The 25,449-nt window shown below is 63.7% G+C and carries 28 protein-coding genes; 18 read left to right on the top strand and 10 right to left on the bottom strand.

Annotated features, from left to right (window positions below; genetic code table 11):
- Nucleotides 1–46 precede the first annotated feature (46 nt).
- On the bottom strand, nucleotides 47–475 hold the full coding sequence (locus tag V6765_RS15220; RefSeq protein WP_448430233.1) for a DMT family transporter: 429 nt from the start codon (nucleotides 473–475) through the stop codon (nucleotides 47–49).
- Complete coding sequence (locus tag V6765_RS15215; RefSeq protein ID WP_448430918.1) at nucleotides 472–951, bottom strand: DMT family transporter; 480 nt, start codon at nucleotides 949–951, stop codon at nucleotides 472–474. The genes V6765_RS15220 and V6765_RS15215 overlap by 4 nt, the downstream gene beginning before the upstream one ends.
- Nucleotides 952–1,092: 141 nt before the next feature.
- Here V6765_RS15215 and hisB point away from each other — a divergent pair, with 141 nt between their 5' ends.
- Genes hisB through coaA form a run of 6 tightly spaced genes read left to right on the top strand, consistent with a single transcriptional unit; the run spans nucleotide 1,093 to nucleotide 5,259 of the window.
- Nucleotides 1,093–1,701 (top strand): imidazoleglycerol-phosphate dehydratase HisB, encoded by a 609-nt coding sequence (gene hisB, locus V6765_RS15210; protein WP_448430231.1) that lies wholly within the window; start codon nucleotides 1,093–1,095, stop codon nucleotides 1,699–1,701.
- Nucleotides 1,702–1,725: 24 nt separating this feature from the next.
- Nucleotides 1,726–2,382: an imidazole glycerol phosphate synthase subunit HisH gene (hisH, locus tag V6765_RS15205; RefSeq protein ID WP_448430229.1), complete on the top strand. Its 657-nt coding sequence runs from the start codon at nucleotides 1,726–1,728 to the stop codon at nucleotides 2,380–2,382.
- A 35-nt stretch (nucleotides 2,383–2,417) separates the two neighbouring features.
- On the top strand, nucleotides 2,418–3,143 hold the full coding sequence (gene hisA, locus V6765_RS15200; RefSeq protein WP_448430227.1) for a 1-(5-phosphoribosyl)-5-[(5-phosphoribosylamino)methylideneamino]imidazole-4-carboxamide isomerase: 726 nt from the start codon (nucleotides 2,418–2,420) through the stop codon (nucleotides 3,141–3,143).
- Between the two features lie 4 nt (nucleotides 3,144–3,147).
- Nucleotides 3,148–3,930 carry an imidazole glycerol phosphate synthase subunit HisF gene (hisF, locus tag V6765_RS15195; RefSeq protein WP_448430225.1) on the top strand — a complete coding sequence of 261 codons (783 nt, stop codon included), beginning with the start codon at nucleotides 3,148–3,150 and terminating at the stop codon, nucleotides 3,928–3,930.
- 16 nt (nucleotides 3,931–3,946) lie between these two features.
- A complete protein-coding gene (locus V6765_RS15190; RefSeq protein ID WP_448430223.1) occupies nucleotides 3,947–4,270 on the top strand; it encodes a phosphoribosyl-ATP diphosphatase in 324 nt (107 codons plus the stop codon).
- Nucleotides 4,267–5,259, top strand: a complete 993-nt coding sequence (gene coaA, locus V6765_RS15185; protein WP_448430221.1) for a type I pantothenate kinase — start codon at nucleotides 4,267–4,269, stop codon at nucleotides 5,257–5,259. Before V6765_RS15190 ends, coaA begins: the two co-directional genes overlap by 4 nt.
- Before the next feature lie 21 nt (nucleotides 5,260–5,280).
- Here coaA and V6765_RS15180 read toward each other — a convergent pair whose 3' ends face one another.
- From V6765_RS15180 to V6765_RS15160, 5 genes are all read right to left on the bottom strand, one after another.
- On the bottom strand, nucleotides 5,281–6,804 hold the full coding sequence (locus V6765_RS15180; protein ID WP_448430219.1) for a tripartite tricarboxylate transporter permease: 1,524 nt from the start codon (nucleotides 6,802–6,804) through the stop codon (nucleotides 5,281–5,283).
- A gap of 10 nt (nucleotides 6,805–6,814) precedes the next feature.
- On the bottom strand, nucleotides 6,815–7,246 hold the full coding sequence (locus V6765_RS15175) for a tripartite tricarboxylate transporter TctB family protein (RefSeq protein WP_448430217.1): 432 nt from the start codon (nucleotides 7,244–7,246) through the stop codon (nucleotides 6,815–6,817).
- Between the two features lie 20 nt (nucleotides 7,247–7,266).
- Nucleotides 7,267–8,214: a tripartite tricarboxylate transporter substrate binding protein gene (locus V6765_RS15170; RefSeq protein WP_448430215.1), complete on the bottom strand. Its 948-nt coding sequence runs from the start codon at nucleotides 8,212–8,214 to the stop codon at nucleotides 7,267–7,269.
- Nucleotides 8,215–8,346: 132 nt separating this feature from the next.
- On the bottom strand, nucleotides 8,347–9,348 hold the full coding sequence (locus V6765_RS15165) for an alpha/beta hydrolase (protein ID WP_448430213.1): 1,002 nt from the start codon (nucleotides 9,346–9,348) through the stop codon (nucleotides 8,347–8,349).
- Between the two features lie 79 nt (nucleotides 9,349–9,427).
- A complete protein-coding gene (locus V6765_RS15160) occupies nucleotides 9,428–9,877 on the bottom strand; it encodes a MaoC family dehydratase (protein ID WP_448430211.1) in 450 nt (149 codons plus the stop codon).
- Between the two features lie 154 nt (nucleotides 9,878–10,031).
- On the opposite strand from V6765_RS15160, the gene V6765_RS15155 reads away from it, so the two are divergent.
- The 4 genes from V6765_RS15155 (at nucleotide 10,032) to V6765_RS15140 (ending at nucleotide 15,544) form a co-directional block, all read left to right on the top strand.
- Nucleotides 10,032–11,456, top strand: a complete 1,425-nt coding sequence (locus tag V6765_RS15155; protein ID WP_448430209.1) for an aldehyde dehydrogenase family protein — start codon at nucleotides 10,032–10,034, stop codon at nucleotides 11,454–11,456.
- A 25-nt stretch (nucleotides 11,457–11,481) separates the two neighbouring features.
- The gene (locus tag V6765_RS15150) at nucleotides 11,482–12,102 is read left to right on the top strand and encodes a nuclear transport factor 2 family protein (protein WP_448430207.1); all 621 of its coding nucleotides are present in this window, start codon (nucleotides 11,482–11,484) and stop codon (nucleotides 12,100–12,102) included.
- Nucleotides 12,103–12,399: 297 nt separating this feature from the next.
- Complete coding sequence (locus V6765_RS15145; RefSeq protein ID WP_448430205.1) at nucleotides 12,400–13,542, top strand: TAXI family TRAP transporter solute-binding subunit; 1,143 nt, start codon at nucleotides 12,400–12,402, stop codon at nucleotides 13,540–13,542.
- 10 nt (nucleotides 13,543–13,552) lie between these two features.
- Entirely contained in the window at nucleotides 13,553–15,544 is a 1,992-nt protein-coding gene (locus tag V6765_RS15140) for a TRAP transporter permease (RefSeq protein ID WP_448430203.1), read from the top strand.
- A 71-nt stretch (nucleotides 15,545–15,615) separates the two neighbouring features.
- On the opposite strand, the gene V6765_RS15135 is transcribed toward V6765_RS15140, so the two are convergent.
- Both V6765_RS15135 and arfB read right to left on the bottom strand, forming a co-directional pair.
- Nucleotides 15,616–16,227, bottom strand: coding sequence for an alpha-ketoglutarate-dependent dioxygenase AlkB family protein (locus tag V6765_RS15135; protein ID WP_448430201.1), 612 nt, complete (start codon nucleotides 16,225–16,227; stop codon nucleotides 15,616–15,618).
- Nucleotides 16,228–16,232: 5 nt separating this feature from the next.
- Nucleotides 16,233–16,670, bottom strand: a complete 438-nt coding sequence (gene arfB, locus V6765_RS15130) for an alternative ribosome rescue aminoacyl-tRNA hydrolase ArfB (protein WP_448430199.1) — start codon at nucleotides 16,668–16,670, stop codon at nucleotides 16,233–16,235.
- Nucleotides 16,671–16,912: 242 nt separating this feature from the next.
- Between arfB and V6765_RS15125 the strand changes: the two genes are divergently transcribed.
- On the top strand, nucleotides 16,913–17,353 hold the full coding sequence (locus V6765_RS15125; RefSeq protein WP_448430197.1) for a glyoxalase superfamily protein: 441 nt from the start codon (nucleotides 16,913–16,915) through the stop codon (nucleotides 17,351–17,353).
- Between the two features lie 321 nt (nucleotides 17,354–17,674).
- On the opposite strand, the gene V6765_RS15120 is transcribed toward V6765_RS15125, so the two are convergent.
- Entirely contained in the window at nucleotides 17,675–19,282 is a 1,608-nt protein-coding gene (locus V6765_RS15120; protein ID WP_448430195.1) for a phosphoenolpyruvate carboxykinase, read from the bottom strand.
- A gap of 333 nt (nucleotides 19,283–19,615) precedes the next feature.
- Between V6765_RS15120 and V6765_RS15115 the strand changes: the two genes are divergently transcribed.
- The 7 genes from V6765_RS15115 (at nucleotide 19,616) to V6765_RS15085 (ending at nucleotide 25,389) form a co-directional block, all read left to right on the top strand.
- Nucleotides 19,616–20,332 carry a response regulator transcription factor gene (locus V6765_RS15115; protein ID WP_448430193.1) on the top strand — a complete coding sequence of 239 codons (717 nt, stop codon included), beginning with the start codon at nucleotides 19,616–19,618 and terminating at the stop codon, nucleotides 20,330–20,332.
- A 124-nt stretch (nucleotides 20,333–20,456) separates the two neighbouring features.
- Nucleotides 20,457–22,163: a stimulus-sensing domain-containing protein gene (locus V6765_RS15110; protein ID WP_448430916.1), complete on the top strand. Its 1,707-nt coding sequence runs from the start codon at nucleotides 20,457–20,459 to the stop codon at nucleotides 22,161–22,163.
- The gene (locus tag V6765_RS15105; RefSeq protein ID WP_448430191.1) at nucleotides 22,160–22,642 is read left to right on the top strand and encodes an HPr kinase/phosphorylase; all 483 of its coding nucleotides are present in this window, start codon (nucleotides 22,160–22,162) and stop codon (nucleotides 22,640–22,642) included. Before V6765_RS15110 ends, V6765_RS15105 begins: the two co-directional genes overlap by 4 nt.
- A gap of 113 nt (nucleotides 22,643–22,755) precedes the next feature.
- Nucleotides 22,756–23,157 (top strand): PTS sugar transporter subunit IIA, encoded by a 402-nt coding sequence (locus V6765_RS15100; RefSeq protein WP_448430189.1) that lies wholly within the window; start codon nucleotides 22,756–22,758, stop codon nucleotides 23,155–23,157.
- An 8-nt stretch (nucleotides 23,158–23,165) separates the two neighbouring features.
- Complete coding sequence (locus V6765_RS15095) at nucleotides 23,166–23,441, top strand: HPr family phosphocarrier protein (RefSeq protein WP_230721536.1); 276 nt, start codon at nucleotides 23,166–23,168, stop codon at nucleotides 23,439–23,441.
- 54 nt (nucleotides 23,442–23,495) lie between these two features.
- Nucleotides 23,496–24,281 (top strand): ThuA domain-containing protein, encoded by a 786-nt coding sequence (locus V6765_RS15090; RefSeq protein ID WP_448430187.1) that lies wholly within the window; start codon nucleotides 23,496–23,498, stop codon nucleotides 24,279–24,281.
- 16 nt (nucleotides 24,282–24,297) lie between these two features.
- Complete coding sequence (locus V6765_RS15085; protein ID WP_448430185.1) at nucleotides 24,298–25,389, top strand: Gfo/Idh/MocA family protein; 1,092 nt, start codon at nucleotides 24,298–24,300, stop codon at nucleotides 25,387–25,389.
- The last annotated feature ends 60 nt before the right edge of the window (nucleotides 25,390–25,449 follow it).

The following is a 25,449-nucleotide window of genomic DNA, read 5'->3' as shown; positions in this document are numbered from 1 at the left end:
CTTTCCGGCTCCCTATGTAGGCAGCCATGCCATATTTGCAATCCGCTCAGGCTCTCGGACGGGCCTGCGCCAGAAGAATGCCGGCCAGAATGAGCGCGAGGCCGGATATCCGAAGCACCGGCGAGGCCGTCACCCCCTCCGCCATATCCATCGCCGCGCCGGCGATCATCTGGCCGCCGATGATCAGCACCGCCGTGTTGACCGCGCCGATCTTCGGGATCACCCACGAGCCGGCGGCGACGAAGATCACCCCGAGCGGCCCGCCGAGCCAGGCATAGGGCGGAATATCGGAAAACGAGGTCGGCCACAGGCCGCCGATCGCAAGCAGTACCGCGCTCATGACCGCGAAGCCGACAAGATGGTTGTAGAAAGAGGACGTCATCGGCGAGGTGGAGAGGCTGAGGCGCCCGTTGACCTGCCGGCTGAGGATCACCAGGATGCCGGTAACGACTGCATAGATGATTGCCGCGATCATATCTCCGCCCCCGAAAGGATGACCAGAAGGCCGCCGGCGAGAATCAGCGCCACGACAATCACATCACGCCGGTCGAGCCGGCGCGCCGGCAGGCCGAAAAAACCCCAATAATCCGCGGCCAGTGAAAACAGCACCTGGCTGGCAAGCCCGATCGCGATCGCGCCGGAGAGCGCCAGCGGCGAATTGACGGCCAGTGCGGCGCATACCACGGTCGCCGCGCCGAACACGCCGCCGAGATAGGCCCACCACGGGATCGAAGGCTTCTGCACTGCCGCGCCCGCCCGCTTCCTGAGGCCAAGAAGCCCGAGCAGCGCGATCGACACCACCGTGCCGGTGGCATGCGCCGTCCAGGAGGCGAACATCGCGTTGCTGTGAAAGCTCATGACGGCGTTCAGATGCGTCATCAACGCCAGCACGCAGCCGGATGCGAAGGCGGCGAGGAAATAAAGCAAGGCGGGGCGTTGGGCGGCGGGCATCGGAAGGGCTTTCAATGACGATTGCTCCTCCCTTAGCCGAGAATGGGCGCGCGGGAAACACGCCCGCTTTTCTTTTGCGCTTCCCGACCCTGCCTGATAAGAAACGCCCATTATCCCGTTTCGATGGAGGCATCAGGCATTATGGCCGCTCAGACCGAAGCCCGCCGCGCGGAAATTTCGCGCTCGACCAAGGAAACTTCCGTTTCCGTGACCCTCAATGTCGACGGCACGGGCGAGGCGCGGATGGCGACCGGCATCGGCTTCTTCGACCATATGCTCGACCAGCTCTCCCGCCATTCCCTCATAGACATGACGATCGAGGCCAAGGGCGACCTCCATGTCGACGACCATCACACGGTGGAAGATGTCGGCATCGCCATCGGCCAGGCGCTGGCCAAGGCGCTCGGCAACCGCGCCGGCGTGACCCGCTACGCCTCGATCGATCTCGCCATGGACGAGACCATGACCAAGGCGGCGCTCGACCTTTCCGGCCGGCCCTTCCTGGTGTGGAACGTCACCTTCCCGAGCGAGAAGATCGGCACATTCGACACAGAGCTGATGCGCGAGTTCTTCCATGCGCTCGCCCAGAATGCCGGCATCACGCTGCATGTGCTCAATCACTATGGCGCCAACAGCCACCATATCGCCGAGACCTGTTTCAAGGCGGTGGCGCGGGCCTTGCGCGCGGCTGCCGAAATCGATCCCCGTCAGGAAGGCCGCGTTCCCTCCACCAAGGGCATGCTGGCCTGAGGCCATAACACCGGAAATGACACCATGACCCAGACAGTCGCGATCATCGACTATGGTTCGGGAAACCTGCGCTCGGCCACCAAGGCCTTCGAACGCGCCGCCCGCGAAAGCGGCGCAAACGCAGAGATCGTGCTCACCGACAGGGCCGATGTGGTCGCATCCGCCGACCGCATCGTGCTGCCGGGTGTGGGCGCCTATGCCGATTGCCGCGCCGGCCTTGCAGCCGTTAACGGCATGGTCGAGGCGATCCGCGAGGCGGTCGAGCAGAAGGCCCGCCCCTTCCTCGGCATCTGCGTCGGTATGCAGCTGATGTCGGAGCGCGGTCTGGAGAAGACCACCTCCGAAGGCTTCGGCTGGATCGCCGGCGATGTCGTGCCGATCACGCCCGCCGACCCCAACCTCAAGATCCCGCAGATCGGCTGGAATACGCTGACGTTGACGACCCCGCATCCGCTCTTCAACGGCATCGAGACGGGCGAGAACGGCCTCCACGCCTATTTCGTGCACTCCTATCACCTTGCCGCGAAGAAGCCGGAACAAGTGATCGCCACCACCGATTACGGCGGCCCCGTCACCGCCTTCGTCGCCGACGGCAACAAGGCCGGCAGCCAGTTCCACCCGGAAAAGAGCCAGACCCTCGGCCTCAAGCTGATCGCCAATTTTCTGACGTGGGCGCCGTGAGGCTGCCTCGCACTATTTCGAAAGACTGAAGCCAGATGATCCTTTTCCCCGCAATCGACCTGAAAGACGGCCAGTGCGTGCGCCTGAAGCTTGGCGACATGGAGCAGGCGACGATCTATAATCCCGATCCGGGCGCACAGGCGAAGGCCTTCGAGGATCAGGGATTTTCGTGGCTGCATGTGGTTGATTTGAACGGCGCCTTCGCCGGCGAGAGCGTGAACGGCGCGGCGGTTGACGCCATCCTGAAGGCGACGAAAAACCCGGTGCAGCTTGGCGGCGGCATCCGTTCGCTCGCCCATATCGAGAACTGGCTGTCAAAGGGTCTTGCCCGCGTCATTCTCGGCACCGTGGCGGTGCGTGACCCGGAACTGGTGAAGGCCGCCTGCAAGGCATTTCCGGGCAAGGTCGCCGTCGGCATCGATGCACGCGGCGGCAAGGTCGCGGTCGAAGGCTGGGCGGAAGCCTCCGAACTTGAAGTTGTCGAGCTTGCCAAACGCTTCGAGGGTGCCGGCGTCGCCGCGATCATCTACACTGATATCGATCGCGACGGCATTCTGACCGGCATCAACTGGGACTCCACGCTGGCGCTTGCAGCCGCCGTCGAAATCCCCGTCATCGCCTCCGGGGGGCTCGCCTCGATGGACGACATCGCCCGGATGACGAAGCCCGACGCCCAGATCCTCGAAGGTGCAATCTCCGGCCGCGCGCTCTATGATGGCCGGATTGATCCGGCGGAAGCGCTGGCACTGCTGAAAGGCTGATCCCATGACCCTCAAAGCCCGCGTCATACCCTGTCTCGACGTCAAGGACGGTCGGGTCGTCAAAGGGGTGAATTTTGTCGATCTTATCGATGCCGGCGATCCGGTGGAAGCGGCCGAGGCCTATGACGCGGCGGGTGCCGACGAGCTCTGCTTTCTTGATATCACCGCCACCTCCGACAATCGCGAGACGATCTTCGATGTGGTGACCCGCACCGCCGAGCACTGCTTCATGCCGCTCACCGTCGGCGGCGGGGTGCGGACCGTCGCCGACATCCGCAAGCTGCTGCTTTGCGGCGCGGACAAGGTGTCGATCAACTCGGCGGCGGTGAAGAACCCGGAATTCGTGGCGGAAGCCGCCGACAAGTTCGGCAATCAGTGCATCGTCGTGTCGATCGACGCCAAGCGGCGGGAAACGCCGGCCGGCGAAGGCGACAGCGCCTGGGAAATCTTCACCCATGGCGGACGCCAGCCGACCGGCATCGACGCGGTGAAATTCGCCCGCAAGGTCGTTAATCTCGGCGCGGGCGAAATCATGCTGACCTCGATGGATCGCGACGGCACCAAGGCCGGCTACGACATCGAGCTGACCCGCACGCTTGCCGATGCGGTTTCCGTGCCGGTGATCGCGTCGGGCGGCGTCGGCACGCTTGATCATCTGGTGGAAGGCATTCGCGATGGCCATGCCACCGCCGTTCTGGCTGCGTCAATTTTTCACTTCGGCACCTATTCCATAGGCGAGGCGAAACAGTATATGGCTGACAGCGGGATTGCCGTCAGGCTCGACTGACGGCAAAGGAGAGGACATGTCAGAATTCACGCTTGCCGATCTCGAGGCAATTGTCAGAACCCGCGCCGCGGCTTCGCCCGAGGAAAGCTGGACCGCCAAACTCATAGCCGGCGGCCAGCGCAAGGCCGCCAAGAAGCTCGGCGAGGAAGCCGTCGAAGCCGTGATCGCGGCGATCGCCGAAGACCGCGAGAACCTTGTCGGCGAAAGCGCCGATGTGCTGTTCCATCTCCTCGTGGTTCTGAAGATCGCGGACATTCCGCTCTCGGCCGTCATGGACGAACTTGCAAGCCGCACCGGCCAGTCGGGCATCGCCGAGAAGGCGGGACGCGCGCCCTCATGATCGCCGGTTTCGAGGAAACGCTGGTCGCGGAGGGTGATGTTTCCGGGGGAACCGTCTCGCCCTATCGCTTCTTCACCGCCGAGGAATGGTCGCATTTCCGCGCCGATACGCCGCTGACGCTGACCGCCGAGGAGGTTCGCAAGCTCCGCTCGCTGAACGACCCGATCGAACTTGAAGAGGTGCGGCGCATCTACCTGTCGCTGTCGCGGCTGCTGTCGAGCCACGTGGAATCCTCGCAGATGCTGTTCCGCCAGCGCGGCCAGTTCCTCAATTTCGGCGAGGCGGACGCGAAAACACCCTTCATCATCGGCATCGCCGGCCCGGTCGCAGTCGGCAAGTCGACCACGGCGCGCCTGTTGAAGCAGCTTCTCGCCCGCTGGCCCTCCAGCCCCAAGGTCGATCTCGTCACCACCGACGGCTTTCTCTATCCCAATGCCGTCTTGGAGATGGAAGGGCTGATGCGACGCAAGGGCTTTCCCGAAAGCTTCGACACCGCCGCGATCCTGCGCTTCCTTTCGGCGATCAAGGCCGGCATGCCGAATGTGAAGGCGCCGCTATATTCGCATCTGAGCTACGACGTTCTGCCCGACGGCTTCGTCACCGTCGATCGTCCCGATATCCTGATCTTCGAGGGCATCAACGTGCTGCAGGCCCGCGACCTGCCGGCCGGTGGCCGGATGGTGCCGATGGTCTCGGATTTCTTCGACTTTTCGATCTATATCGACGCCAGCACCGACCTCATCCATCACTGGTATGTCGAACGCTTCATGAAGCTGCGCCAGACCGCCTTCCGCGACCCGGCCTCCTATTTCCATCGCTATGCGCGGCTGACCGAGGAGGACGCGCTGTCAACGGCGGAGGATCTGTGGAACAACATCAACATGAAGAACCTGATCGAAAACATCCTGCCGACCCGCCCGCGCGCCGACCTGATCCTGCGCAAGGGCCGCGACCATCTGGTGGAAACGGTCGCGCTGAGAAAACTCTGAGCGCAACCGCGAGACAGCCGGTCAATCCTCGATCGGCTCGGGTTCCGGCTTCTTTTTCCTCTTCCTCGGCCCCAGATAGACGATCGAAACCACCGAGAGCGCCAGAAGCACGAGCGCGATCGGATGCTGGAACACGACCATCGGGTCGCCGCGGCTGATCAGGATCGACTGCACCATCTTCGACTCCAGCTCCGGCGTCAGCACATAGCCGATGATGAAGGCGACCACAGAAAAGCCGAAACGCTGCATGAAATAGCCGAGCACGCCGAAGGCGAGCATGATGTAGACACCGAACATCGAGCCGGCGGTGACATAGGCCCCGGTGATGCACAGAAGCAGCGCTGCCGGATAGACCACCGAATTGGGCGCGGCGATCGCCATCGACCAGATCCGCATGCCGACCTGGCCGACCCCGAGATTGCAGAAATTGGCGATCAGCATCGCCCCGAACAGACCGTAGATCAGCCTTCCCTGCTCCTCAAACAGGAGCGGGCCCGGCTGGACGCCGTGAATGATGAAGGCGCTGACCAGTAGGGCGGCCGCGATATTGCCGGGAATGCCGAGCGTCAGAAGCGGGATCAGATTGGCGCCGACCACAGCGGAATTGGCGGCCTCCGACGCCGCGATGCCGCGCGGATCGCCCTTGCCGAAGCTTTCCGGATCCTTCGCAGCCTGCTTGGTGACCGAATAGGATAGAAATCCTGCGGTCGCCGAGCCGAGCCCCGGGATCGCCCCGATCACCGTGCCGATCACGAAGGCGCGGATCGCGACATATTTGTTGGCGAGCAACTCCGTCAGGGTAACGCCCCTGTCGTCCGGATCGTCGGAACGCACCCGGATCGGCGAGGCCGTGCTTGTCGCCCGCGTGGTCGCCGCGATCTGGCGGAAGATCTCGGAGACGGCCAGAAGCCCGATCGACATCGCTGTCAGCGGCAGGCCGTCATAAAGATCGAGCGAGCCGAAGGTGAAGCGCGGCGTGCCCAGCCCCGGATCGATGCCGACGGAGGCGAACAGAAAGCCGAGCGCCGCCGCCATCAGCCCCTTCACCATCGAATTGCCGACAAGCCCGGTGATCACCGTGAAGGCGAGGATCATCAGGGCCGTAATCTCGATCGGCCCCATGCGGAGCGCCACCAGCGCCAGCGGCGCGGAGATGGTGATCAGCACGATGTCGCTCGAAATGTCGCCGAAGACCGAGTAATAGAGCGAATATTTCATCGCCTTCATCGGACGGCCTTTCTTGGCCATCGGGTGGCCGTCCAACGCGGTTGCCGCCGATTCCGGCGTGCCCGGCGTGTTGATCAGGATCGCCGGGATCGCGCCGCCAACCGTGCCGCCCTTGTTGACCGAAATCAGGAAGGCCAGCGCCGTCAGCGTGTCGAGCGTGTAGGTGAGCGGAATGGCGATCGCGAGCGCCATTAACAGCGTCATGCCGGGAATGGCGCCGACGATCTGGCCGACGGCGACGCCGAGAATGATATAGAGAAGATTGGTGAGCGTGAGCGCGTCCGTCAGCCCGCCGATAATGGTTGCAAAATCTGGCATCAGGGCGCTCTCAGAATGAAATTGCGGGCAGCGGACGGCCCATGACGATGACGAAGACGAACCATGTGCCGACCGGAACGGCGGCAATCGTCGCGGCAAGCCAGGCATAGCGCCGCTCGAACATGAAGGCGCAGATCACCGCCATCAGCGCCACCGCCGAGGGCAGGAAACCGATCCGCGGCATGGCAAGCGCCGCCACAAGCACCGCGACGGTGAGACCCGCCAGACGGGCGAACTCGTAGCCATCGAACCCGGCCGCCTCGCGGGGCTTCATGACGAGTTGCACCGCGCCGAGCAGGATGAACAGCCAGGCCGCGATCCTTGGAAACAGCGACGGATCGATCGGCCCGGCGCTGGCGGTGACCTGATCGGGGATCAGGTAGAAGAGAAGGAAACCGCCGAAGATGATGGCGGCTCCCCCGATCAGACGTTCGAACTGCATGCTGCCGGACCTTTCCCGCGTCACTTGCCGAGATAGGTTTTGTAGAACTTCGCGTTTTTGGCGATCCTGTCCGTCGTGCCCTGAGGCCCGAGGTTGAGCGGCTCGTTTTCAAGCCTCGTCATCAGCTCGCCATAGCTTTCGGAATCGACTGCCTCGTCGAGCGCTTCCTCTAGGCAGGTCCGGATCGCCGGGTCGACGCCCTTGGGGATCATGAAGATCGTCTGCCCCTCGATCGTGGCATCGAGACCGACCTCCACCAGCGAGGGCGAATCCGGCGCATAGGGCACGCGCGCATCGGTGAGCGAGGCGAGCTGGTTCATCGCGCCGGCCTTGATCTGCTGCACATGCTGGGTGCCCTGGGTGGTCGCGTCGACATGGCCGCCGAGTGTCGATTGCAGCGCGTCGGCAGCGCCCTTGCTCGGCACCGCGATCAGGTTGACGTCATAGTGCTTGGCCATCTGGTCGACAAGGATTTCCTGGCTCTTGCCGCCGACGGCGATGGTCGCGCCATTGTTTTCCTTGGCATAGGCGATGAACTCCTCGAGATTCTGGTAGGGCCGGTCGACCAGGGCGACGAGGCCGTAATTGATCTGCATCGCCGTGCCCAGGTAGTCGAAGCTTTCATAGGTATAGGGCGTGTCGTCATTCTCGTAAGGGTTCAGCGCCACCGTGCCGGTCGCGCCGACGCCGATCGCATAGCCGTCCGGCTTCATGTTCATCAGCATCGCCGACATCACCCCACCGCCGGCGCCCGGCTTGTTGTCGACGATGACCGTCCAGCCCTGGCTCTCCTCGATTTCGGCCGCGATCGCCCGCGCGATCGCATCCGTGCCGCCGCCGGCGCCATAGCCCACCAGCATCTGGATCGGCTTTTCCGGAAAGCCATCCGGGCAGTTCGCCGCGTAAGCGCCGGTTGCCGTCATTGCGGTCATGCCAAGCACGATCGTGCCGAAAATTCTCTTGTTCATGATAGTCCTCCTCCGTTGAGGGTGCTGGCCTCCATCCCCGATGCCATTTCACACCCTTCTCCTCCTGCTGCCTACCAAGCCCCGTTCCGCAATCATACCGCGCGGGCTGGGCGTTTCGACAGGCGAAATATCTCAGCGTCCCAGAAAGGCTTCCATTTGGCCGAGCATCGCATCCCGCCCGCGTTCCGGCCGGTCGAAAAGAATGTAATGCGTGGTGTTTTCCGGCTGCCAGTACAACACGTCCTCTGCATTGATCAGGTCCGCCGCCAGCGCATCCATGTCATCCTTCCGGCTCAGCGTGTCGAATTCCGGACGCACGATCATGACGCGCGCATAGACCTGGCTGGCATCGACCAGCTTGTGGCCGATGCCCATCAGAAACAGGTCTTCCAGCATGCCATTGGGGCTGCGATAGGTCGGCGGATCGCGATCCTTCGCGGTCGGGTCGCCGTCGATCAGCGCCTGTTCGAAGGCCTTGACGATCGCCGGATCGCGCCAGGCGGTCTTGTCCGCGATCGGGATCTGCCGGTCCCATTCGCGGGTCAGCATGTCGACGGCGTTGAAGGTGTAATTGCCGAAATGCGGCCGGTTGAAATGGCCGGGCCGCGCCGGGTCCTCCCATTGCGAGCCGTGGCAGAATTTCGGGTGGTTGCCGGTCGCGCCATACATCATGACGTAGAGCACGAGATGGCTGACCTTTTCGGGAAAGAGCGCCGCATAGGCCATCACGCAGGTGCCGCCGACGCCCCAGCCGAACATGCCGACCCTGCCCTGACCGCTCGCGGTGCGCAGATGGTCGACGGCGGCGTCGAGATCGCGCGTCAGTTCCAGCGTGCGGTAAAGCGGTCTCGTCTTTGCCGGCGGCTTTTCCATTTCGGGCGGGCGCTCGGACCGGCCGAAGCCGCGGCCGTCGACGATGTAGCAGCGATGCCCTCTTCTGGCGAGGTCTTCGGCAAGCGAGCCGTTCGGCACATCGAGATCATACTCCGACAGGCCGGGTATGCGGGTGCCGTGCATCAGGATCATCGGCACCGCTCGATCGGGCGCCGTGGCATCCACGACCTCCCGGATCGCGATCCTCACCCCGTCGCGCGTCGTTACGAAAAAATCCCTGCGGCTGATCTCGCCCACCATGCATCCCCCTTGTTGTTGCGTTGTTCACAGGCGCTGCGGCGCATCCCCTGCCGCCATCGCGTTTCGTCAGCCGGAAGACTTACCCGGCATTGCGCGCGGGCACCTGACCCAGAGACGTGTAGGTCATCACTGTCTCGCCATCCTGGTTGGTCATCGTCACTTTGGTGCGGATGCGGCCGTATTCGGGACGTTTTTCGTGCCTGGTGGTTTCCACCACCTCTCGGGTTACGGTCAGCTGATCGCCGGGCTTGACCGGCCTGCGCCAGCGCAATTCGTCGATGCCGAGGCCCACCATCGGCGTTTCACCATAGCCGCCCTCCTCCACGAAAAGACGCATGGACAGCGCCGCAAGCTGCCAGCCGCTGGCGATCAGCGAGCCGAACCGGCCCTTGGCCGCGGCTTCCGGATCGGTATGCATCGGCTGCGGATCATATTCGCCGGCAAAGCGGATGATATCGGCCTCCGACAGGGAAGTGGTCTTGCTGGTCCAGGTCTCGCCGACCTCGAAATCCTCGAAATAGCGCCGCATGCGGTCCTCCTTTTATGAGATGATGTTCTAGATAGCCGCGCAACGCCAGGCAAAAGCGCGCGGCCCTCATTTCGGCAGACGAAATGCGGCAGCGCCCCGATTGCGGCCCGGGCGGTTGCGGCTAAAGTCGCTGCAGCCGAGCGAGGGAGGGATCATGGACGCGCTTGAATTCTATATCGACGGGACCTGGGTGAAACCTGACGGCGCGCGCGAGATGGCAATCATCAACCCGGCCGACGAGCGCCAGATCGGCCGGGTCGCGCTCGGCTCCGCCGCTGATGTCGATCGCGCCGTTACCGCCGCGCGCCGCGCCTTCGACGCCTGGTCCACGACCACCCGCGAGGAACGGCTGGAGGCGCTCCGCCGCATCGTCGACGGCTTCCGGGCGCGACTGCCGGAACTTGCCCGGTTGATGACGATGGAAATGGGCGTGCCGATCACCTTTTCCACCGAGCGGCAGGCGACGGTGGCGCTGTTTCACTTCGAAGAGGCGATCCGGGTTCTGGAAGCTTACGAATTCGAGCGCGCAGAGCCGACCGGCATCATTAGGCGCGAGCCGATCGGCGTCTGCGGCATGATCACGCCGTGGAACTGGCCGCTGAACCAGATGGCCTCCAAGATCGCACCGGCGCTCGCCACCGGCTGCACCATGGTGCTGAAGCCGAGCGAGATCGCGCCGCTGAGCGCGAGGGCGCTTGCCGAAATCATCGATGCCGCGGGCCTCCCCGCCGGCGTGTTCAACCTCGTCCAGGGCGACGGCCCGACCGTCGGCGAGGCGATCGCGAGCCATCCGGAGGTCGACATGGTCTCGATCACCGGTTCGGCCGGCGCGGGCATCCGCGTGGCAAAACTTGCCGCCGATACGATCAAGCGCGTGGCGCAGGAGCTTGGCGGCAAGTCCGCCAACATCATCCTGCCGGATGCCGACATGGCGAAGGCCGTCGCCGCCGGCGTCCACGCCTGCAACACCAATGCCGGCCAGAACTGCCAGTCGCCGACCCGCATGCTGGTGCCGCGCGGCCACCGCGAGGAGGCGATCGCGGCCGCCCGCGGCGCGATCGAAACGATCGTGCTCGGCGATCCGATGGACCCGAAGACCACGATGGGCCCGCTGGTGAGCCAGTCCCAGTTCGACAAGGTGCAGACGCTGATCGCCGCCGGCATCGCAGAGGGCGCGACGCTGGTCGCCGGCGGGCCCGGTCGCCCGGCCTTTGCCAATGCCGGCTATTTCGTGCGGCCGACCGTATTCGCCGACGTCACGCCCGACATGCGGATTGCACGCGAGGAGATCTTTGGCCCGGTGCTGTCGATGATGTTCTATGAAAGCGAGGACGAGGCGGTCGCGATCGCCAACGACACGCCCTTCGGCCTTGCGGGCTTCGTGCAGTCGCCCGATCCCGAGCGGGCGCGCAAGATCGCCAATCGCATCCGCGCCGGCCGGGTCTACTATAATGGCGCGCCCTTCGACCGGTCGCTGCCCTTCGGCGGCTACAAACAATCCGGCAATGGCCGTGAATTCGGCCTTGCCGGCTTCGAGGAATATCTGGAAACCAAGGCGCTTGTCGGCTTTACGGCCTGACCGATGCACTAACGCGGAGGACAATATGCAACCCGAAACCGAACAGCGCCTGCTGGAGATGCTGGAGCGCGAGGAACTTTTCGACCTGGTGCGGCGGGAGCGCTTCGCCCGCGACCAGGGGCGCTTCGATGTGATGCGCGAGTGTTTTCACGACGATGCCTATGTGCGCACCAGCTGGTATGACGGCAAGGGCGGGGCCGCCTATGTCGATTCCACCCGCGCCTTCATGCAGAAGGTGCGCGGCGGCAAGCACTGGGTGTTTCCCGCCTTCGCCCGCATCAATGGCGACCGGGCGACCGTGGAAAGCCCGGCGATGATCTTCAACCGCGCGAAGCTGGAAGACACCGCTGTCGATTTCCACGTCTTCTGCCGTTTCTTCTCGCGTTGCGTGCGCGAGAATGGACGCTGGAAGATCATGAGTTTCGAAGTGCTGTTCGAGCGCGACGTGATGAGCGCGGTAAACCCGCGCGAGGCGCTGCCGATCGACTGGGACAAGCTCGAGAGCTATCGCCCGAGCTACTGCTTCCTGTCCTATCTCCAGGGCAGCCGCGGCATCACAGTCAACCAGGACCTGCTGGGCGACGACCGCCCCGAAGCCCTCGCCGCCTTCCACGACGGCGAGGAGGCGTGGCTTGCATCAAAGTGATTGGAGCTGATGCAGATATGATGGGGAGCTTTAGGCCGAAGCCTCTCGCAACAAGCGTCTGCGTTCTTAACCTCAAGTCTACAACTGTCAGCGGCTTTCAGGGCCGCTTTTTTTCTGCCGCCAGGGTATCATCGTCTCCGGCACATATCGCGGCACCTATTTCGTCTAGCGAAACGCATCTGGATTGAAATATCCCGGAAACGCAAGTCATCCTAGTTTCGGCGCGGGACGGCAGAAAGGCCGCGATTGCGCTGGCCATGCCAAGGAGTCAGCCAAAATGACGAGGAGGAAAGACCAATGAGATTATTTGCGCGCATGGCGCTCGGTGCACTCTGCCTGGTGGCGGGAGGCGCGGTCGCCGCTGATGATACCGTAACGCTGCCGAAAACGCTGGTGTGGACCAGCTTCGACACCGGCAGTCTTGGCTATAACCAGTCGATAGCGGTCGGCAAGGCGCTGGAAGATGCCTATGGCATTTCGCTGCGCGTGCTGCCGGCCTCCACCGACCTTTCGCGCATTGCGCCGGCGCGCGAGGGCCGTGTACCGTTCGCGCTGGCCGGGAGCGATGCCTTCTATGCTTTCGAGGGTGTGCTGAGCTATGCCGCGCCCGAACTCGGGCCGCAGAAACTGACAGCCGTGGATCTCGCGGGCGCCGATAATGGCGTGGCCATGGGCGTTGCCGAGAATGGCGACATCAATTCGATCCAGGACCTGAAGGGCAAGAAGATCGGCTGGGTGGTCAGTTCGCCCTCGCTTCAGTCCAATGTCCGGGCGTTTCTGGCCTTTGGCGGCCTTACCGTCGATGATGTCGAGCTTGTCGATCAGCCGAGCTATGGCGGCGCCTGGCAGGCGTTCACCAGCGGCCAGATTGACGCGATGACGGCGGTGACCTCCGGCAGCGGCGTGCTGGAACAGGCGGCGGCCTCGCCGCAGGGCCTGAAATGGCTGCCGCTGCCCTTCTCCGACAAGGAAGGGTGGGAGCGCCTGCAGGCCGTCAACCCGCACTTCACCCAGCGCAAGGCCACCGTCGGCGTCCATATCGACGAGGACCATCCGCTGGAATGCGCGGGCGTGCCCTATCCGGCGCTGATCACCTACACAGCACCTGAAGACCTGGTCTACAACGTCACCAAAGCGATCGACCTGCAGGCCCCGGTCTATTCCAAGATGCAGTCGGGAACCTCGGGCTGGGCGGCAGACCGCCAGGTGTTCGACTGGGTCGTGCCGTATAATGCCGGCGCCATCGAATACTACAAGGAGGCCGGCGTCTGGACGGACGAGATCCAGAAGCACAATGATGACCTCGTCGCCCGCGGCAAGGTGCTGCAGGATGCCTGGGCCACGATGGAAGGCGAAAGCGGCGACGGTTTTGCCGAGAAGTGGATGCAGGTGCGCGCCGATGCGCTGGAAGCAGCGGGCTTCCCGGCTTATTTCAGGTAAGAGAATAAGAATGTCCGAACCGGAAAAGATCTATCATGACGGCGAGTCTACGCCGACTCGCCATCTCCCCGGTCCGGCGCGATGGGCGGTCAGGGTCTTTACCCTGATCCTCCTCGTGCTCGGCACCAACCAGACGTTTAATCTCGGATCGCATTTCGGTTTCACGATCCTCGAAAACCAGTATTTCTATCTCGTGCTGGCGCTTGCCATCCCGATGGTGTTTCTGCTGATTCCCGGCTTCGGCGGCAACACCGCCAAGGGTCCGGGCATCATCGACTGGGCGCTTGCTGCGATCACCGTCGGCACGCTCGCTTATTTCGTCATCCATTCCTATGACATCGTGCTGCTCGGCTGGGAAATGTCGCCGCCTCAAACGGCGGTGATCTTCAGCGCGATCCTGTGGGTGCTCATGCTCGACGCCGGCAGGCGCGCGGGCGGGCTGATCCTCGGTCTGATCGTGCTGTTCTTCTCGGCCTATCCGCTGTTTGCCGACCGTATGCCGGGGCCGATCTCGGCGTTCTCATCGCCGTTTTCCTATGTCGCCGCCTATCACGCGATGAGCCTTGAAAGCATGCTCGGCATTCCGCTGAAGGCGTTCGCCAATCTCGTGTTCGGCTTCGTCGTGTTCGGCGCAGCACTGGAACATACCGGCGCGGGCCGGTTCTTCATCAATCTCGCCTTCGCGCTTCTCGGTCACGTCCGCGGCGGACCGGCCAAGGTCGCGATCCTTTCGAGCGGGCTGATGGGCTCGCTTTCGGGCAGCGTCGTCACCAATGTGCTGACCACCGGCGTCATGACCATTCCGGCCATGCGCAGGGTCGGCATGAAGGGCACGATGGCGGCCGGGATCGAGACCTGCGCCTCGACGGGCGGCGTTCTTATGCCGCCCGTCATGGGGGCCGCCGCCTTCGTCATGGCGGATTTCCTGCAGGTGCCCTACGCCACGATCGCGGTGTCTGCCGCGATCCCCGCCTTCCTCTATTTCATGGGCCTGTTCATCCAGATCGACGCGCGCGCCGCGCGTGACGGGCTGAAGGGCATTCCGGTCGAGGAACTGCCGAAGCTGAAACAGACTCTCAAGGAAGGCTGGCACCATGTCTTCGCCTTCGGGCTTTTGACCTTCATGCTGCTGGTGATGCAGAACGAGCAATATGCGCCCTTCTATGCCACCGCCGCGCTACTGGTGATCAACCAGATCGTCTCGAAGACCGATCGCTGGGGCAAAAAGGAACTGCTGCATTTCATCGATTCGCTTGGCCGACTGTTCGCAACGCTCGCCGCAACCCTTGCCGCCGTCGGCATGATCGTCGGCGGGCTTTCGATGACCGGCCTTGCCGGCACGCTCGTCAACGACCTGTTGTCGATTGCCGGCGACAGCCCCCTGCTGCTCCTGATCATGGGCGCGCTGACGAGCCTCGTGCTCGGAACCGGCATGACGGCGACGGCGTGCTACATCTTCCTCGCGGTGATGCTGGCGCCGGCGCTGATCCAGGTCGGGCTCGATCCGCTGGCCTCGCACCTGTTCATCTTCTACTGGGGCATGCTGTCCTTCATCACCCCGCCGGTGGCGCTCGGCGCGTTTGCCGCCGCATCGGTCGCCAACACGCCGCCGATGCGTACCGGCTTCGAGGCGATGAAGATCGGCAGCATCGTCTATTTCATCCCGTTCTTCTTCGTGTTCGATCCGGCGCTGATCGGCCACGGAAGCTGGGGCAATATCGTGGTCTCGCTGATGTTGGCGCTGTTCGGGGTATGGATGTTCGCGGGCGGCATCCAGGGCTATATCATGGGCATCGGTCCGGTGTTCCGCGACAGCCCCTATGCCTGGGTCCTCAGGCTGCCGCTGCTGATCGGCGCGATCCTGATCGCGCTGCCGGGCGAAGCGATCGCCGGGATCGGCGATCTGGAACTGCTGGCGATCGGCCTTGCGGTAATGTCGCCGGTGGTGATCGCGGCGCTCATCCAGAACCGCCGCGGGTTAAGTCCCACAAGCGCGGTGTGAACACAGCCTCCCAAGGCGCGCCGGCGGGTCATGCCCGCCGGCTTTTTTGTGTGCGGTGACAGGTAGACGCGCTACGCCGTCACCCGCCGCAGTGTCAGATTGATCCGGCCGCCATTCTTCAGAAGCGTCGAGGTGCCGGGATAGGTGCGGGTGACGCCGTGGAAGGCGAGGCGGCTCTTGCCGGCAAGCAGGACGATATCGCCGCTCTTGAGCTTCAGCGACACCGTCTTGCCGCCCCGCTCGGTCCCTCCGACGCGGAACAAGCAGGTATCGCCGAGCGAGACCGAGAGCACGGGCGCGTTGAAATCGGCCTCGTCGCTGTCCTGATGCAGGCCCATCTTGGCGCTCTCGTCGTAGAAATTGACGAGGCAGGCCTCGGGCGGACGCTCGTAATCGGCAAGCGTATCCCAGAGGTTCAGAAGGCTCGCCGGCATCGGCGGCCACGGCCTGCCGGTCACCGGATGGGTTTCCTGGTAGCGGTAGCCGCGCTGCTTGTCGGTGACCCAGCCGAGCGCGCCGCAATTGGTCATCCTCACCGACATCGGCTTGCCGGTGCGCGGCATGGTCGGCACATAGAGCGGGGCGTCCGCGACCACGGCGCGGATTTCGCCGACCAGCGCCTCCTGGGCGGCGCGATCGAGATAATCCGGCAGATAGCGGAAGCCTTCGGGCAGGTCGTTCATCGCTCTCACTCGTCCGGCGCGGGCTTGCCGCGCATCTTCTTGATGGCGCCGCGTCCGGTCTTGGCCTTCAGCCGGCGCTCGATCGAGCCCTTGGTGGGTCGGGTCTTGCGGCGTCTTGGCGGCGGCGGGGCGGCGGCGGCGAGGATCAGCTCCTTCAACCGCTCGCGGGCATCCTCGCGGTTGCGCTCCTGGGATCGGAACCGGTTGGCCTCGATCATCAGCACGCCCTCCTTGGAGAGTTTGCGGCCGGCGATGCGCGCGGCGTTGCGCTTGACCGTGTCCGAGAGCGAGGGCGAGGCCGTGAGCGGAAAGAACAGTTGCACGCCGGTCGCGACCTTGTTGACGTTCTGCCCGCCGGGCCCGCCCGACAGCACGAACTGCTCGGTCAGCTCCCAGCCGAAAATGGTGATCCGGTCGTTGATGATGAGATCGCTTGAGGCCATGGATGGCGTTATCTCACGCTCCACCCTGCCCTTCAAGGCCGCGGGCCTTGCTTGACGCGGAGAAAAAACCGGCGTACCGAGCAGGAACGGCAAGGGTCGCCGGCCGCCCGCGGGTTTATTGAAGCCCATGGTGAAGTGCCCGTTGAACCGATGAGCGAGTTTTTCAAACCTTGCGCATTCGCGTTTCAGGCAATGCGGGCACCGGAACACCATAAAAGCGAATGCGAAGGAAAGACTTCGCAATGTCTCATACACCACTGCCATCCCTTGAGACGCTCAAGGATCAGGCGAAACGCCTGCGTTCTCGGCTGGCCCAGGAAGGCCAGACCATCAGCCACTCCCGCGCGCTGGAACTGGTTGCCGCGCAATACGGTTTTCGCGACTGGAACACGCTGCATGCAAGGGTCGGCAACCGGCCGCCGCTCAATCCATGGATGCTCGGCGCGCGCGTCAGCGGAACCTATCTCGGCCATCCCTTCACCGCCGAGGTGATCTCCGTGCAGGCCATGCAGAACAGGCCCGGCTACTACCGGCTGACGATGAAATTCGACGAGGCGATCGATGTCGTCACCTTCGAGAGCTTCTCGGCCTTTCGCCGCCGGATCAACTGCACCATCAACGAAACCGGCCGCTCGCCGGCAAAGACCTCGGACGGACGCCCGCATGTGGAGCTGTCGTGGTAGCTGGTTGCTCGCGGAAAACAAAAATACCCGGACGACCTCAGTGTCCTTGTATCCAGTCTGTTAACAAACCTGTCCTTAAACTCGGCGTCACCCTCGGGCTAGACCCGAGGGTCCAGGCAACCCGGCAAGGATTCGCAATAAGTCCACTGAGATTCAATGACTTAAGTCGCCTGGATGCTCGGATCAAGTCCGAGCATGACCCCTGAGAGGAGAGGGCCATCCCCGCCAACACCTCGCATTTGGAAATGCTGCAGCAGCCCGAATACCCGGACGACCTTCGCCGTCCGGGTATCGCGCACCCTTTAAGGTCTCGCCTGTTTCTCAGGCCGCGGCCAGCACGCCCGGGGAAGCCGCCTTGACGCCGGCGTCCACATGGTCCTCGAACTTGGCGAAGTTGGCGACGAACATGGCGACCAGCTTCTTTGCCTGCGCGTCGTAGGCGGTCGGGTTCGACCAGGTGCCGCGCGGGTTGAGGATGGCGGCATCGACGCCCGGCACCGCGACCGGCACCTCGAAGCCGAAATTGGCATCGGTGCGGAACTCGGCGCCGGCGAGACGGCCCGACAGCGCTTCGGCCAGCATCGCGCGGGTCTGGCGGATCGGCATCCGGCTGCCGGTGCCATAGGCGCCGCCGGTCCAGCCGGTATTGACCAGCCAGCACTGGACGCCGTGTTTGGCGATCAGCGCCTTTAAGAGATTGCCGTATTCGGTCGGGTGACGCGGCATGAACGGCGCGCCGAAACAGGTCGAAAACGTCGCTTCCGGCTCGGTCACGCCCTTTTCGGTGCCCGCCACCTTGGCGGTGTAGCCCGACAGGAAGTGGTACATCGCCTGTTCGGGGCTGAGTTTCGCAATCGGCGGCAGCACGCCGAAGGCATCCGCCGTCAGCATGATGACGGTCTTGGGATGCGGCGCGAGACCTGTGCGCGAGGCGTTGGGGATGTAATCCAGCGGATAGGCGCAGCGGGTGTTCTCGGTCAGCGAGCCATCGTCGAAATCGGGCTCGCGGTCGGCATCGAGCACGACGTTTTCCAGGACCGTGCCGAACCGCTTGGTGGTGGCATAGATCTCCGGCTCGGCCTCCGCCGAAAGCCGGATGGTCTTGGCGTAGCAGCCGCCCTCGAAATTGAACAGGCCATCCTTGCCCCAGCCATGCTCGTCATCGCCGACCAGCGTGCGCGCCGGATCGGCCGAAAGCGTGGTCTTGCCGGTGCCCGACAGGCCGAAGAACACGGCGGCATCGCCATCCGGGCCGACATTGGCCGAGCAGTGCATCGGCATCACGCCGCGTTCCGGCAGCAGGTAGTTGAGCACGGTGAACACCGACTTCTTCATCTCGCCGGCATAGGAGGTGCCGCCGATCAGCACGAGACCGTTGACGAGATCGCAGGCGATCACGGTTTCGGTGCGGCAGCCATAGCGTTTCGGATCGGCCGAAAACGACGGCAGGTTGATGATCGTCAGCTTCGCCTCGAAATCCTCGACCTGATCGCGATCCGGGCGGATCAGCAAATTGCGGATGAACTGGGCGTGCCAGGCATATTCGGTGATCACCCGCGTCGGCAGGCGGTTGGCCTCGTCCGCACCGCCGATCAGGTCCTGGACGAACAGATCCTTGCCGGCGGCATGGGCCAGCATGTCGGCCTTCAGAAGCGCGAAATGCTCCGGCGACATCGGCTTGTTGTTGTCCCACCAAATCTGGTCGCGCGTGGCGTCGTCTGAGACCACGAACTTGTCCTTGGCCGAGCGGCCGGTGTGCTGGCCGGTAAGCGCGCGCAAGGCGCCACCGGCCGTCAGAACCGCTTCTCCACGACGGATCGATTCCTCGCAGAGTTCGGCCGGAAGGAGGTTGTAATAGACCGATTTCAGGTCTTTCAGACCCGCGCTCTCGACCGGAAAGCTGCGATTGTAGATTCCATGCTCCGCCATGTTCTCGCCTTTCAAGAGAAATTCAATTTTTTAAAAACATATTAAATTAATTCGCATCCGACAACCGGGGATGTCGCAAAATCTAATGAAATCAGTTATTTAATCGATTAAAGAAAATCCACACATGACAGTGTTATGAAATTTATCCTGCTTTCTCATGATCTTAACTGCTCATCCGAGTTGGTCCGCGGCTCGTTTTAAAACGCGGCGTCAGCGCGGAGCGGGCGGCCTTGCCACAATTTGTTCCAGTTTTTTTCCAAGAAATGCTAGAAACAGAGAGTTGGTCCGCTCTGCGGCGGCCCTTCCAAAAACAGATGCTGACAGGGAGTTCCCATGCAGACGATCGCTCTGGTCGATGACGACCGCAACATTTTGACCTCGGTGTCGATCGCGCTCGAATCGGAGGGGTACCGCGTCGACACCTATACCGATGGCGCGACCGCGCTGACCGGGCTCCAGGCCAACCCCCCGCAGCTTGCGATCTTCGACATCAAGATGCCGCGCATGGACGGGATGGAACTGCTGCGCCGCCTGCGCCAGAAATCCGATATGCCGGTGATCTTTCTGACCTCGAAGGATGAAGAGATCGACGAGCTGTTCGGCCTGAAGATGGGCGCCGACGATTTCATTACCAAGCCGTTCTCGCAGCGCCTGCTGGTGGAGCGCGTGCGCGCAGTTCTGCGCCGGGTCGCCGCCCGCGAGGCCGCCGCCAACGGCGTCAAGCCGACAGACGGCGAGGCCAACCGTCCGCTGGAGCGCGGGCCGCTGGTGATGGACCGCGAGCGCCACACCTGCACCTGGAAGGGCGGCCCGGTGACGCTGACCGTCACCGAATTCCTGATCCTGCAATCGCTCGCCCAGCGCCCGGGCGTGGTCAAGAGCCGCGATGCGCTGATGGATGCCGCCTATGACGATCAGGTCTATGTCGACGACCGCACCATCGACAGCCACATCAAGCGCCTGCGCAAGAAGTTCAAGATGGTCGATAACGACTTCGATATGATAGAGACGCTCTACGGCGTCGGCTATCGCTTCCGCGAGGCGGCCTGATTTTCAAGACGACGACCGGCGCACCACCGAGAGCGGCCGCGCCGGGTAGCCAGGACGTAGCGTGACGGACACAGCCAAGAAAACAGCCAAACCGGCCCGGCGCTGGCGAAAGCCCTTCGCCGTCATGCGCTGGGTGCTGGCCTCGACCGTGTTTTCGAGCCTCAACTGGCGCATCCTGTTCTTCAACCTTCTGGCGCTGTTTTTCCTGGTCGGCGGCATTCTCTACCTCAACCAGTTCCGCGAGGGCCTGATCGACGCGCGCGTCGAAAGCCTGCTGACCCAGGGCGAGATCATCGCCGGCGCGATCGCCTCCTCGGCCTCGGTCGAGACCGACACGATGACGATCGACCCGCAGAAGCTTCTGGAACTGCAGGCCGGCGAAAGCGCCCGGCCGACCGCCAGCGACGAGGATCTGCGCTTTCCGCTCAACCCCGAAAAAGTGGCGCCGATCCTCAGACGGCTGATTTCGCCGACAAGGACGCGGGCGCGGATCTTCGATCCCGACGCCAATCTGATCCTCGATTCGCGCTATCTCTATTCGCGCGGCCAGGTGCTGCGTTACGACCTGCCCGCCGCCAGCCAGGATGATACCGAAAGCATCGGCGACAAGCTCGGCAATCTCATGAACCGGTTCCTGCAGCCCGGCAACCTGCCGCGCTACGAGGAGGCGCCGGGCGGCGACGGCTCGATCTATCCGGAGGTCGTCAAGGCGCTTGATGCCCAACGGTCGGCGGTCGTGCGCGTCACCGACAAGGGCAAGCTGATTGTCTCCGTCGCCGTGCCGATCCAGCGTTTCCGCGCGGTGCTCGGCGTGCTGCTTCTGTCCACCCAGGCCGGCGATATCGACGAGATCGTCCATGCCGAGCGGATCGCGATCATCCGCGTCTTCGGGGTCACCGCGTTGGTGACGATGATCCTGTCCTTCATGCTGTCCTCGACGATCGCAAGCCCGCTGCGCCGGCTGTCGGAAGCCGCCGTGAGGGTGCGCCGCGGCGGCCCGCGCGAGCGCGAGGAAATTCCGGATTTCTCCGCCCGCCAGGACGAGATCGGCCACCTCTCGACGACGCTTCGCGAGATGACCACGGCGCTTTACGACCGGATCGACGCGATCGACAGTTTCGCGGCCGACGTCGCCCATGAGCTGAAAAACCCTCTGACCTCGCTGCGCAGCGCCGTGGAAACCCTGCCGCTGGCGAAAACCGAGGAATCCAAGGCCCGGCTCACCGAGATCATCCAGCATGATGTGCGCCGTCTCGACCGGCTGATCAGCGATATCTCGGATGCCTCCAGGCTCGACGCCGAGCTTGCGCGCGAGGACGCCAAGCGCTTCGATGTCGAAACCCTGCTCACTGATCTGGTGAAAATCTCGCGCGAGACCAGCAAGCGACACAAGCAGGTGACGATCGGCTTCACCGCCCATCCCGGCAATCACGGCAAGAGCGCGTTCGAGACCTACGGCCATGACCTGCGCATCGGCCAGATCGTCACCAATCTTATCGAAAACGCCCGCTCCTTCGTCCCGGAAAAGACAGGCCGCGTCGACGTGGCGCTGACCCGCACAAGGGCGCAGATCATCGTAACGGTCACGGATAATGGCCCCGGCATCCGTCCCGACGCGCTGGAGCGCGTCTTCGAGCGGTTCTACACCGACCGGCCCGACGGCGAGGCCTTCGGCCAGAATTCCGGTCTCGGCCTGTCGATATCGCGCCAGATCGCCGAGGCCCATGGCGGCACGCTGACGGCGGAAAACGTCGCCGATGCGGAAACCGGCGAAATCAAGGGCGCGCGCTTCACCCTCACCCTGCCGGCGGCCACTGGCAAGGCGTCATGACCGAAGCGGTCAATCTGCATGCAACCGCAATCGTGCTCGGCGCGACCGGCATCCTGATCACCGGTCCGTCAGGGGGCGGCAAAAGCGCGCTGGCGCTTTCGCTGATCCGGGCCGGACGGCTGCACGGTCTTTACGCAAGCCTCGTCGCCGATGACCAGGTGCTGGTCTCGGCGCTGAACGGCAGGGCGGTGGCGGCCGCGCCGCCGGCGACTGCGGGCCTTATCGAAATCCGCGGGACCGGCCTTGTGCCGATCGACCATCTGCCGGAGGCGGTGCTCGATTTCGCGCTTCTGCCCGTCGATCCGGCCACGGCCGAGCGGCTGCCGGCGACCGGCGAGCGGCTCGATCTTGTTGCCGGTCTGACGCTGCCGCTCGCGCGCCTCGTGTGGCCTTCGCCCGATCCGTTTTCGGCGCTTGCGGCACTTTGTCCCGGCCTCGAGCAGGGCCTTGCCGCGCGCCCGCGGCTGGCGGAATACTGATCGCGCCTCTTCGAGCGCGACTGTTTTCATGTGTGATTTCGCCGTTTTGGCTTGCACTTCGCGCCCGCTTCGACAAGATGCGAACGTTATCGCCCCGAGAAGGAGCTTGGTGAATGATCGGACTGGTTCTTGTGACCCATGGCGGCCTGGCGGAGGAATTCCGTCTGGCGGTCGAACATGTTGTTGGGCCCCAGGATGCCATCGAGACGATTTCGATCGGCCCGGAAGACGACATGGACCGCCGCCGCGACGATATCGTTGCCGCCGTCGGCAAGGTCGATGCCGGCCACGGCGTCATTATCCTGACCGACATGTTCGGCGGAACCCCCTCAAACCTCGCGATTTCCGTCATGAACAGCGGCACCACCGAGGTGATCGCCGGCGTCAACCTGCCGATGCTGATCAAGCTTGTGGCCGTGCGCCAGGAAAACGACATGGCAAAGGCGCTTGCCGAGGCGGAGGATGCCGGCCGGCGCTATATCAATGTTGCAAGCCGTGTGCTGAGCGGGAACTAGCAGGCCATATGGAAACCGTTACACGCCGCCTCACCATTCTCAACAAAAGGGGGCTGCATGCGCGCGCTTCGGCGAAGTTCGTCCAGACCGTCGAAAAATTCGATGCCTCCGTCGCCGTCGCCAAGGACGGCATGCGCGTGGGCGGCACGTCGATTATGGGGCTGATGATGCTTGCCGCCGGCATCAACAGCACTATTGTTGTCTCAGCCGCGGGCGCCGAGGCGGAAGCGGCGCTCGATGCCATCGAGGCGCTCGTCGCCGACCGTTTCGGCGAAGAAGGCTAAGCCCGACCGCAACGCGTCCCGCGCCGCGCCAATCCGGAAAAATGGATATCAGACATGACCATCAGAACCCTTGTTTGGGGCGAAAACGTCCACGAGCAGACCAACGAGACCGTGGCCGAACTCTATCCCGGCGGCATGCATACCGCCATCGCCGAAAGCCTCAACCGCAATGACGGCATCAAGGCGGACACCGCCGTTCTGCAGGACCCCGAGCACGGCCTGACGGAAGAGCGGCTCGCCGCAACCGACGTCTTGCTGTGGTGGGGCCATGCCGCCCATGGCGACGTTTCCGACGCGGTTGCCGAGCGCGTCTGCGAGGCGGTCTGGAGCGGGATGGGCATGATCTTCCTGCATTCGGCGCATTTTTCCAAGCCGTTCAAGCGGCTGATGGGCACGGCCTGCAATCTCACCTGGCGCGAAGCCGGCGAGCGCGAGCGGCTTTGGGTGACCTCGGCCAACCACCCGATCGCCGAAGGCGTCGGCCCGATGTTCGAGCTTGAAAACGAGGAGATGTATGGCGAGCCCTTCGGCGTGCCGGAACCGCTGGAGACCGTGTTCGTGAGCTGGTTCCAGGGCGGCGAGGTGTTCCGCTCCGGCCTCACCTACAAGCGCGGCGCGGGCAGTGTGTTCTACTTCCGCCCCGGCCACGAGACCTATCCGACCTATCACGACGCCAATGTCCAGCGCGTGATCGCCAATGCCGTGCGCTGGGCCCATAACCCGGCCCGCCGGATCGCCGATCCGACCGCCGCCCCCAACGTGCCCGTCGACGAGGCGCCCGAGAAGATCACCGAGCGCGGCGCCCGCCTGCACAATCCCGGCGAAGACGGTTTTCGCTGACCACGGAGACAGCCCGATGACGAAGACGAAGAAACCGGTACGGGTGCTGATTGTCGGCACCGGCGGCATGGCGCGCGTTCATGCCGAAGCCTTTGCCGAGATGGATGGCGTGAGCGTGGTGGCGGGCGTCGATCCGCGCGCCGATGTGCTCGCCGCCTTCTGCGACAAACACGGGATCGAAGGCCGCTACGCCACGCTTGCCGACGCGATCGAGCAATGCGATTTCGACGCCGCCTCGGTGGTGACGCCCGACGGCCTGCACTATGCCACGACCATGCCGCTGATCGCCGCCGGCAAGCATGTGCTGTGCGAGAAGCCGCTCAGCACCGATTACGCCTTTGCCTCCGAGATGGCGTCTGCCGCCGAGGCAGCGGGCATCGTCAACATGATCAATCTCAGCTACCGCAATGTCGCCGCGCTGCAGAAGGCGGCGGACATGATCGCCGCCGGCGAGATCGGCGCGGTGCGCCATTTCGAGGCCTCCTATCTGCAGAGCTGGCTGACACAGGACGTCTGGGGCGACTGGCGCACCGAGCCCGGCTGGCTGTGGCGGCTTTCCACCGCGCATGGCTCCAAGGGCGCGCTCGGCGATGTCGGCATCCATATCGTCGATTTCGCCACCTTTGCCGCCGGCTCCGCGCCGCATTCAGTCTCCTGCCGCACCGCCGTGTTCCACAAGGCGGAGGGCGACAGGATCGGCGAATATACGCTCGACGCCAATGACAGCTTCGTCATGCATATGGACCTCGCAAACGGCGCGATCGGCACGGTCACCGCGTCGCGCTTCGCCTCCGGCCACCACAATGATCTTCGCCTCAGGATTTACGGCGACAAGGGCGGGTTGCAGGTGCTTTTCGAGCGCAATGAGAGCCGTTTGCGCGCGGCCATCGGCCCGGATGCGCTTGCCAAGGAGGAGTGGAGCGATATCGACTGCCCGCCGGTCCCGACGATCTACCAGCGCTTCATCGCCGCGATCCGTGGCGAGGCGCCGGCCGAGCCGACCTTCCTGCGCGGCGCGGAACTGCAGCAGGTTCTCGACCTCGCCGGCCGCTCCCAGGAAATGGGAAGCCGTTCGCTGACGCTCGAGGCGGTTGCGGAACCGTCGTGAAACCCTTCCTCGCAGAGCAAATTAACTGAATTTCAGTTAATTTGCCCTAACAGGCTGAAA

The sequence above is a fragment of the Martelella sp. FOR1707 genome (assembly GCF_053484265.1).
The sequence above is the reverse complement of the archived record's forward strand: the minus strand, read 5'-3'. Positions and strand labels throughout refer to the sequence as shown.

Coding starts and splice junctions, on each gene's coding strand:
- V6765_RS15160 (WP_448430211.1), bottom strand. CDS start 9,877: ATGCGGCGCTATTTCGAGGATTTCGAGGTCGGCGAGACCTGGACCAGC.
- V6765_RS15110 (WP_448430916.1), top strand. CDS start 20,457: ATGCGCTGGGTGCTGGCCTCGACCGTGTTTTCGAGCCTCAACTGGCGC.
- V6765_RS15155 (WP_448430209.1), top strand. CDS start 10,032: ATGGACGCGCTTGAATTCTATATCGACGGGACCTGGGTGAAACCTGAC.
- V6765_RS15125 (WP_448430197.1), top strand. CDS start 16,913: ATGTCTCATACACCACTGCCATCCCTTGAGACGCTCAAGGATCAGGCG.
- V6765_RS15220 (WP_448430233.1), bottom strand. CDS start 475: ATGATCGCGGCAATCATCTATGCAGTCGTTACCGGCATCCTGGTGATC.
- hisF (WP_448430225.1), top strand. CDS start 3,148: ATGACCCTCAAAGCCCGCGTCATACCCTGTCTCGACGTCAAGGACGGT.
- V6765_RS15150 (WP_448430207.1), top strand. CDS start 11,482: ATGCAACCCGAAACCGAACAGCGCCTGCTGGAGATGCTGGAGCGCGAG.
- V6765_RS15090 (WP_448430187.1), top strand. CDS start 23,496: ATGACCATCAGAACCCTTGTTTGGGGCGAAAACGTCCACGAGCAGACC.
- V6765_RS15115 (WP_448430193.1), top strand. CDS start 19,616: ATGCAGACGATCGCTCTGGTCGATGACGACCGCAACATTTTGACCTCG.
- V6765_RS15180 (WP_448430219.1), bottom strand. CDS start 6,804: ATGCCAGATTTTGCAACCATTATCGGCGGGCTGACGGACGCGCTCACG.
- V6765_RS15100 (WP_448430189.1), top strand. CDS start 22,756: ATGATCGGACTGGTTCTTGTGACCCATGGCGGCCTGGCGGAGGAATTC.
- V6765_RS15145 (WP_448430205.1), top strand. CDS start 12,400: ATGAGATTATTTGCGCGCATGGCGCTCGGTGCACTCTGCCTGGTGGCG.
- V6765_RS15095 (WP_230721536.1), top strand. CDS start 23,166: ATGGAAACCGTTACACGCCGCCTCACCATTCTCAACAAAAGGGGGCTG.
- V6765_RS15215 (WP_448430918.1), bottom strand. CDS start 951: ATGCCCGCCGCCCAACGCCCCGCCTTGCTTTATTTCCTCGCCGCCTTC.
- V6765_RS15190 (WP_448430223.1), top strand. CDS start 3,947: ATGTCAGAATTCACGCTTGCCGATCTCGAGGCAATTGTCAGAACCCGC.
- V6765_RS15165 (WP_448430213.1), bottom strand. CDS start 9,348: ATGGTGGGCGAGATCAGCCGCAGGGATTTTTTCGTAACGACGCGCGAC.
- coaA (WP_448430221.1), top strand. CDS start 4,267: ATGATCGCCGGTTTCGAGGAAACGCTGGTCGCGGAGGGTGATGTTTCC.
- V6765_RS15120 (WP_448430195.1), bottom strand. CDS start 19,282: ATGGCGGAGCATGGAATCTACAATCGCAGCTTTCCGGTCGAGAGCGCG.
- V6765_RS15140 (WP_448430203.1), top strand. CDS start 13,553: ATGTCCGAACCGGAAAAGATCTATCATGACGGCGAGTCTACGCCGACT.
- hisB (WP_448430231.1), top strand. CDS start 1,093: ATGGCCGCTCAGACCGAAGCCCGCCGCGCGGAAATTTCGCGCTCGACC.
- arfB (WP_448430199.1), bottom strand. CDS start 16,670: ATGGCCTCAAGCGATCTCATCATCAACGACCGGATCACCATTTTCGGC.
- V6765_RS15175 (WP_448430217.1), bottom strand. CDS start 7,246: ATGCAGTTCGAACGTCTGATCGGGGGAGCCGCCATCATCTTCGGCGGT.
- V6765_RS15105 (WP_448430191.1), top strand. CDS start 22,160: ATGACCGAAGCGGTCAATCTGCATGCAACCGCAATCGTGCTCGGCGCG.
- V6765_RS15085 (WP_448430185.1), top strand. CDS start 24,298: ATGACGAAGACGAAGAAACCGGTACGGGTGCTGATTGTCGGCACCGGC.
- hisH (WP_448430229.1), top strand. CDS start 1,726: ATGACCCAGACAGTCGCGATCATCGACTATGGTTCGGGAAACCTGCGC.
- V6765_RS15170 (WP_448430215.1), bottom strand. CDS start 8,214: ATGAACAAGAGAATTTTCGGCACGATCGTGCTTGGCATGACCGCAATG.
- V6765_RS15135 (WP_448430201.1), bottom strand. CDS start 16,227: ATGAACGACCTGCCCGAAGGCTTCCGCTATCTGCCGGATTATCTCGAT.
- hisA (WP_448430227.1), top strand. CDS start 2,418: ATGATCCTTTTCCCCGCAATCGACCTGAAAGACGGCCAGTGCGTGCGC.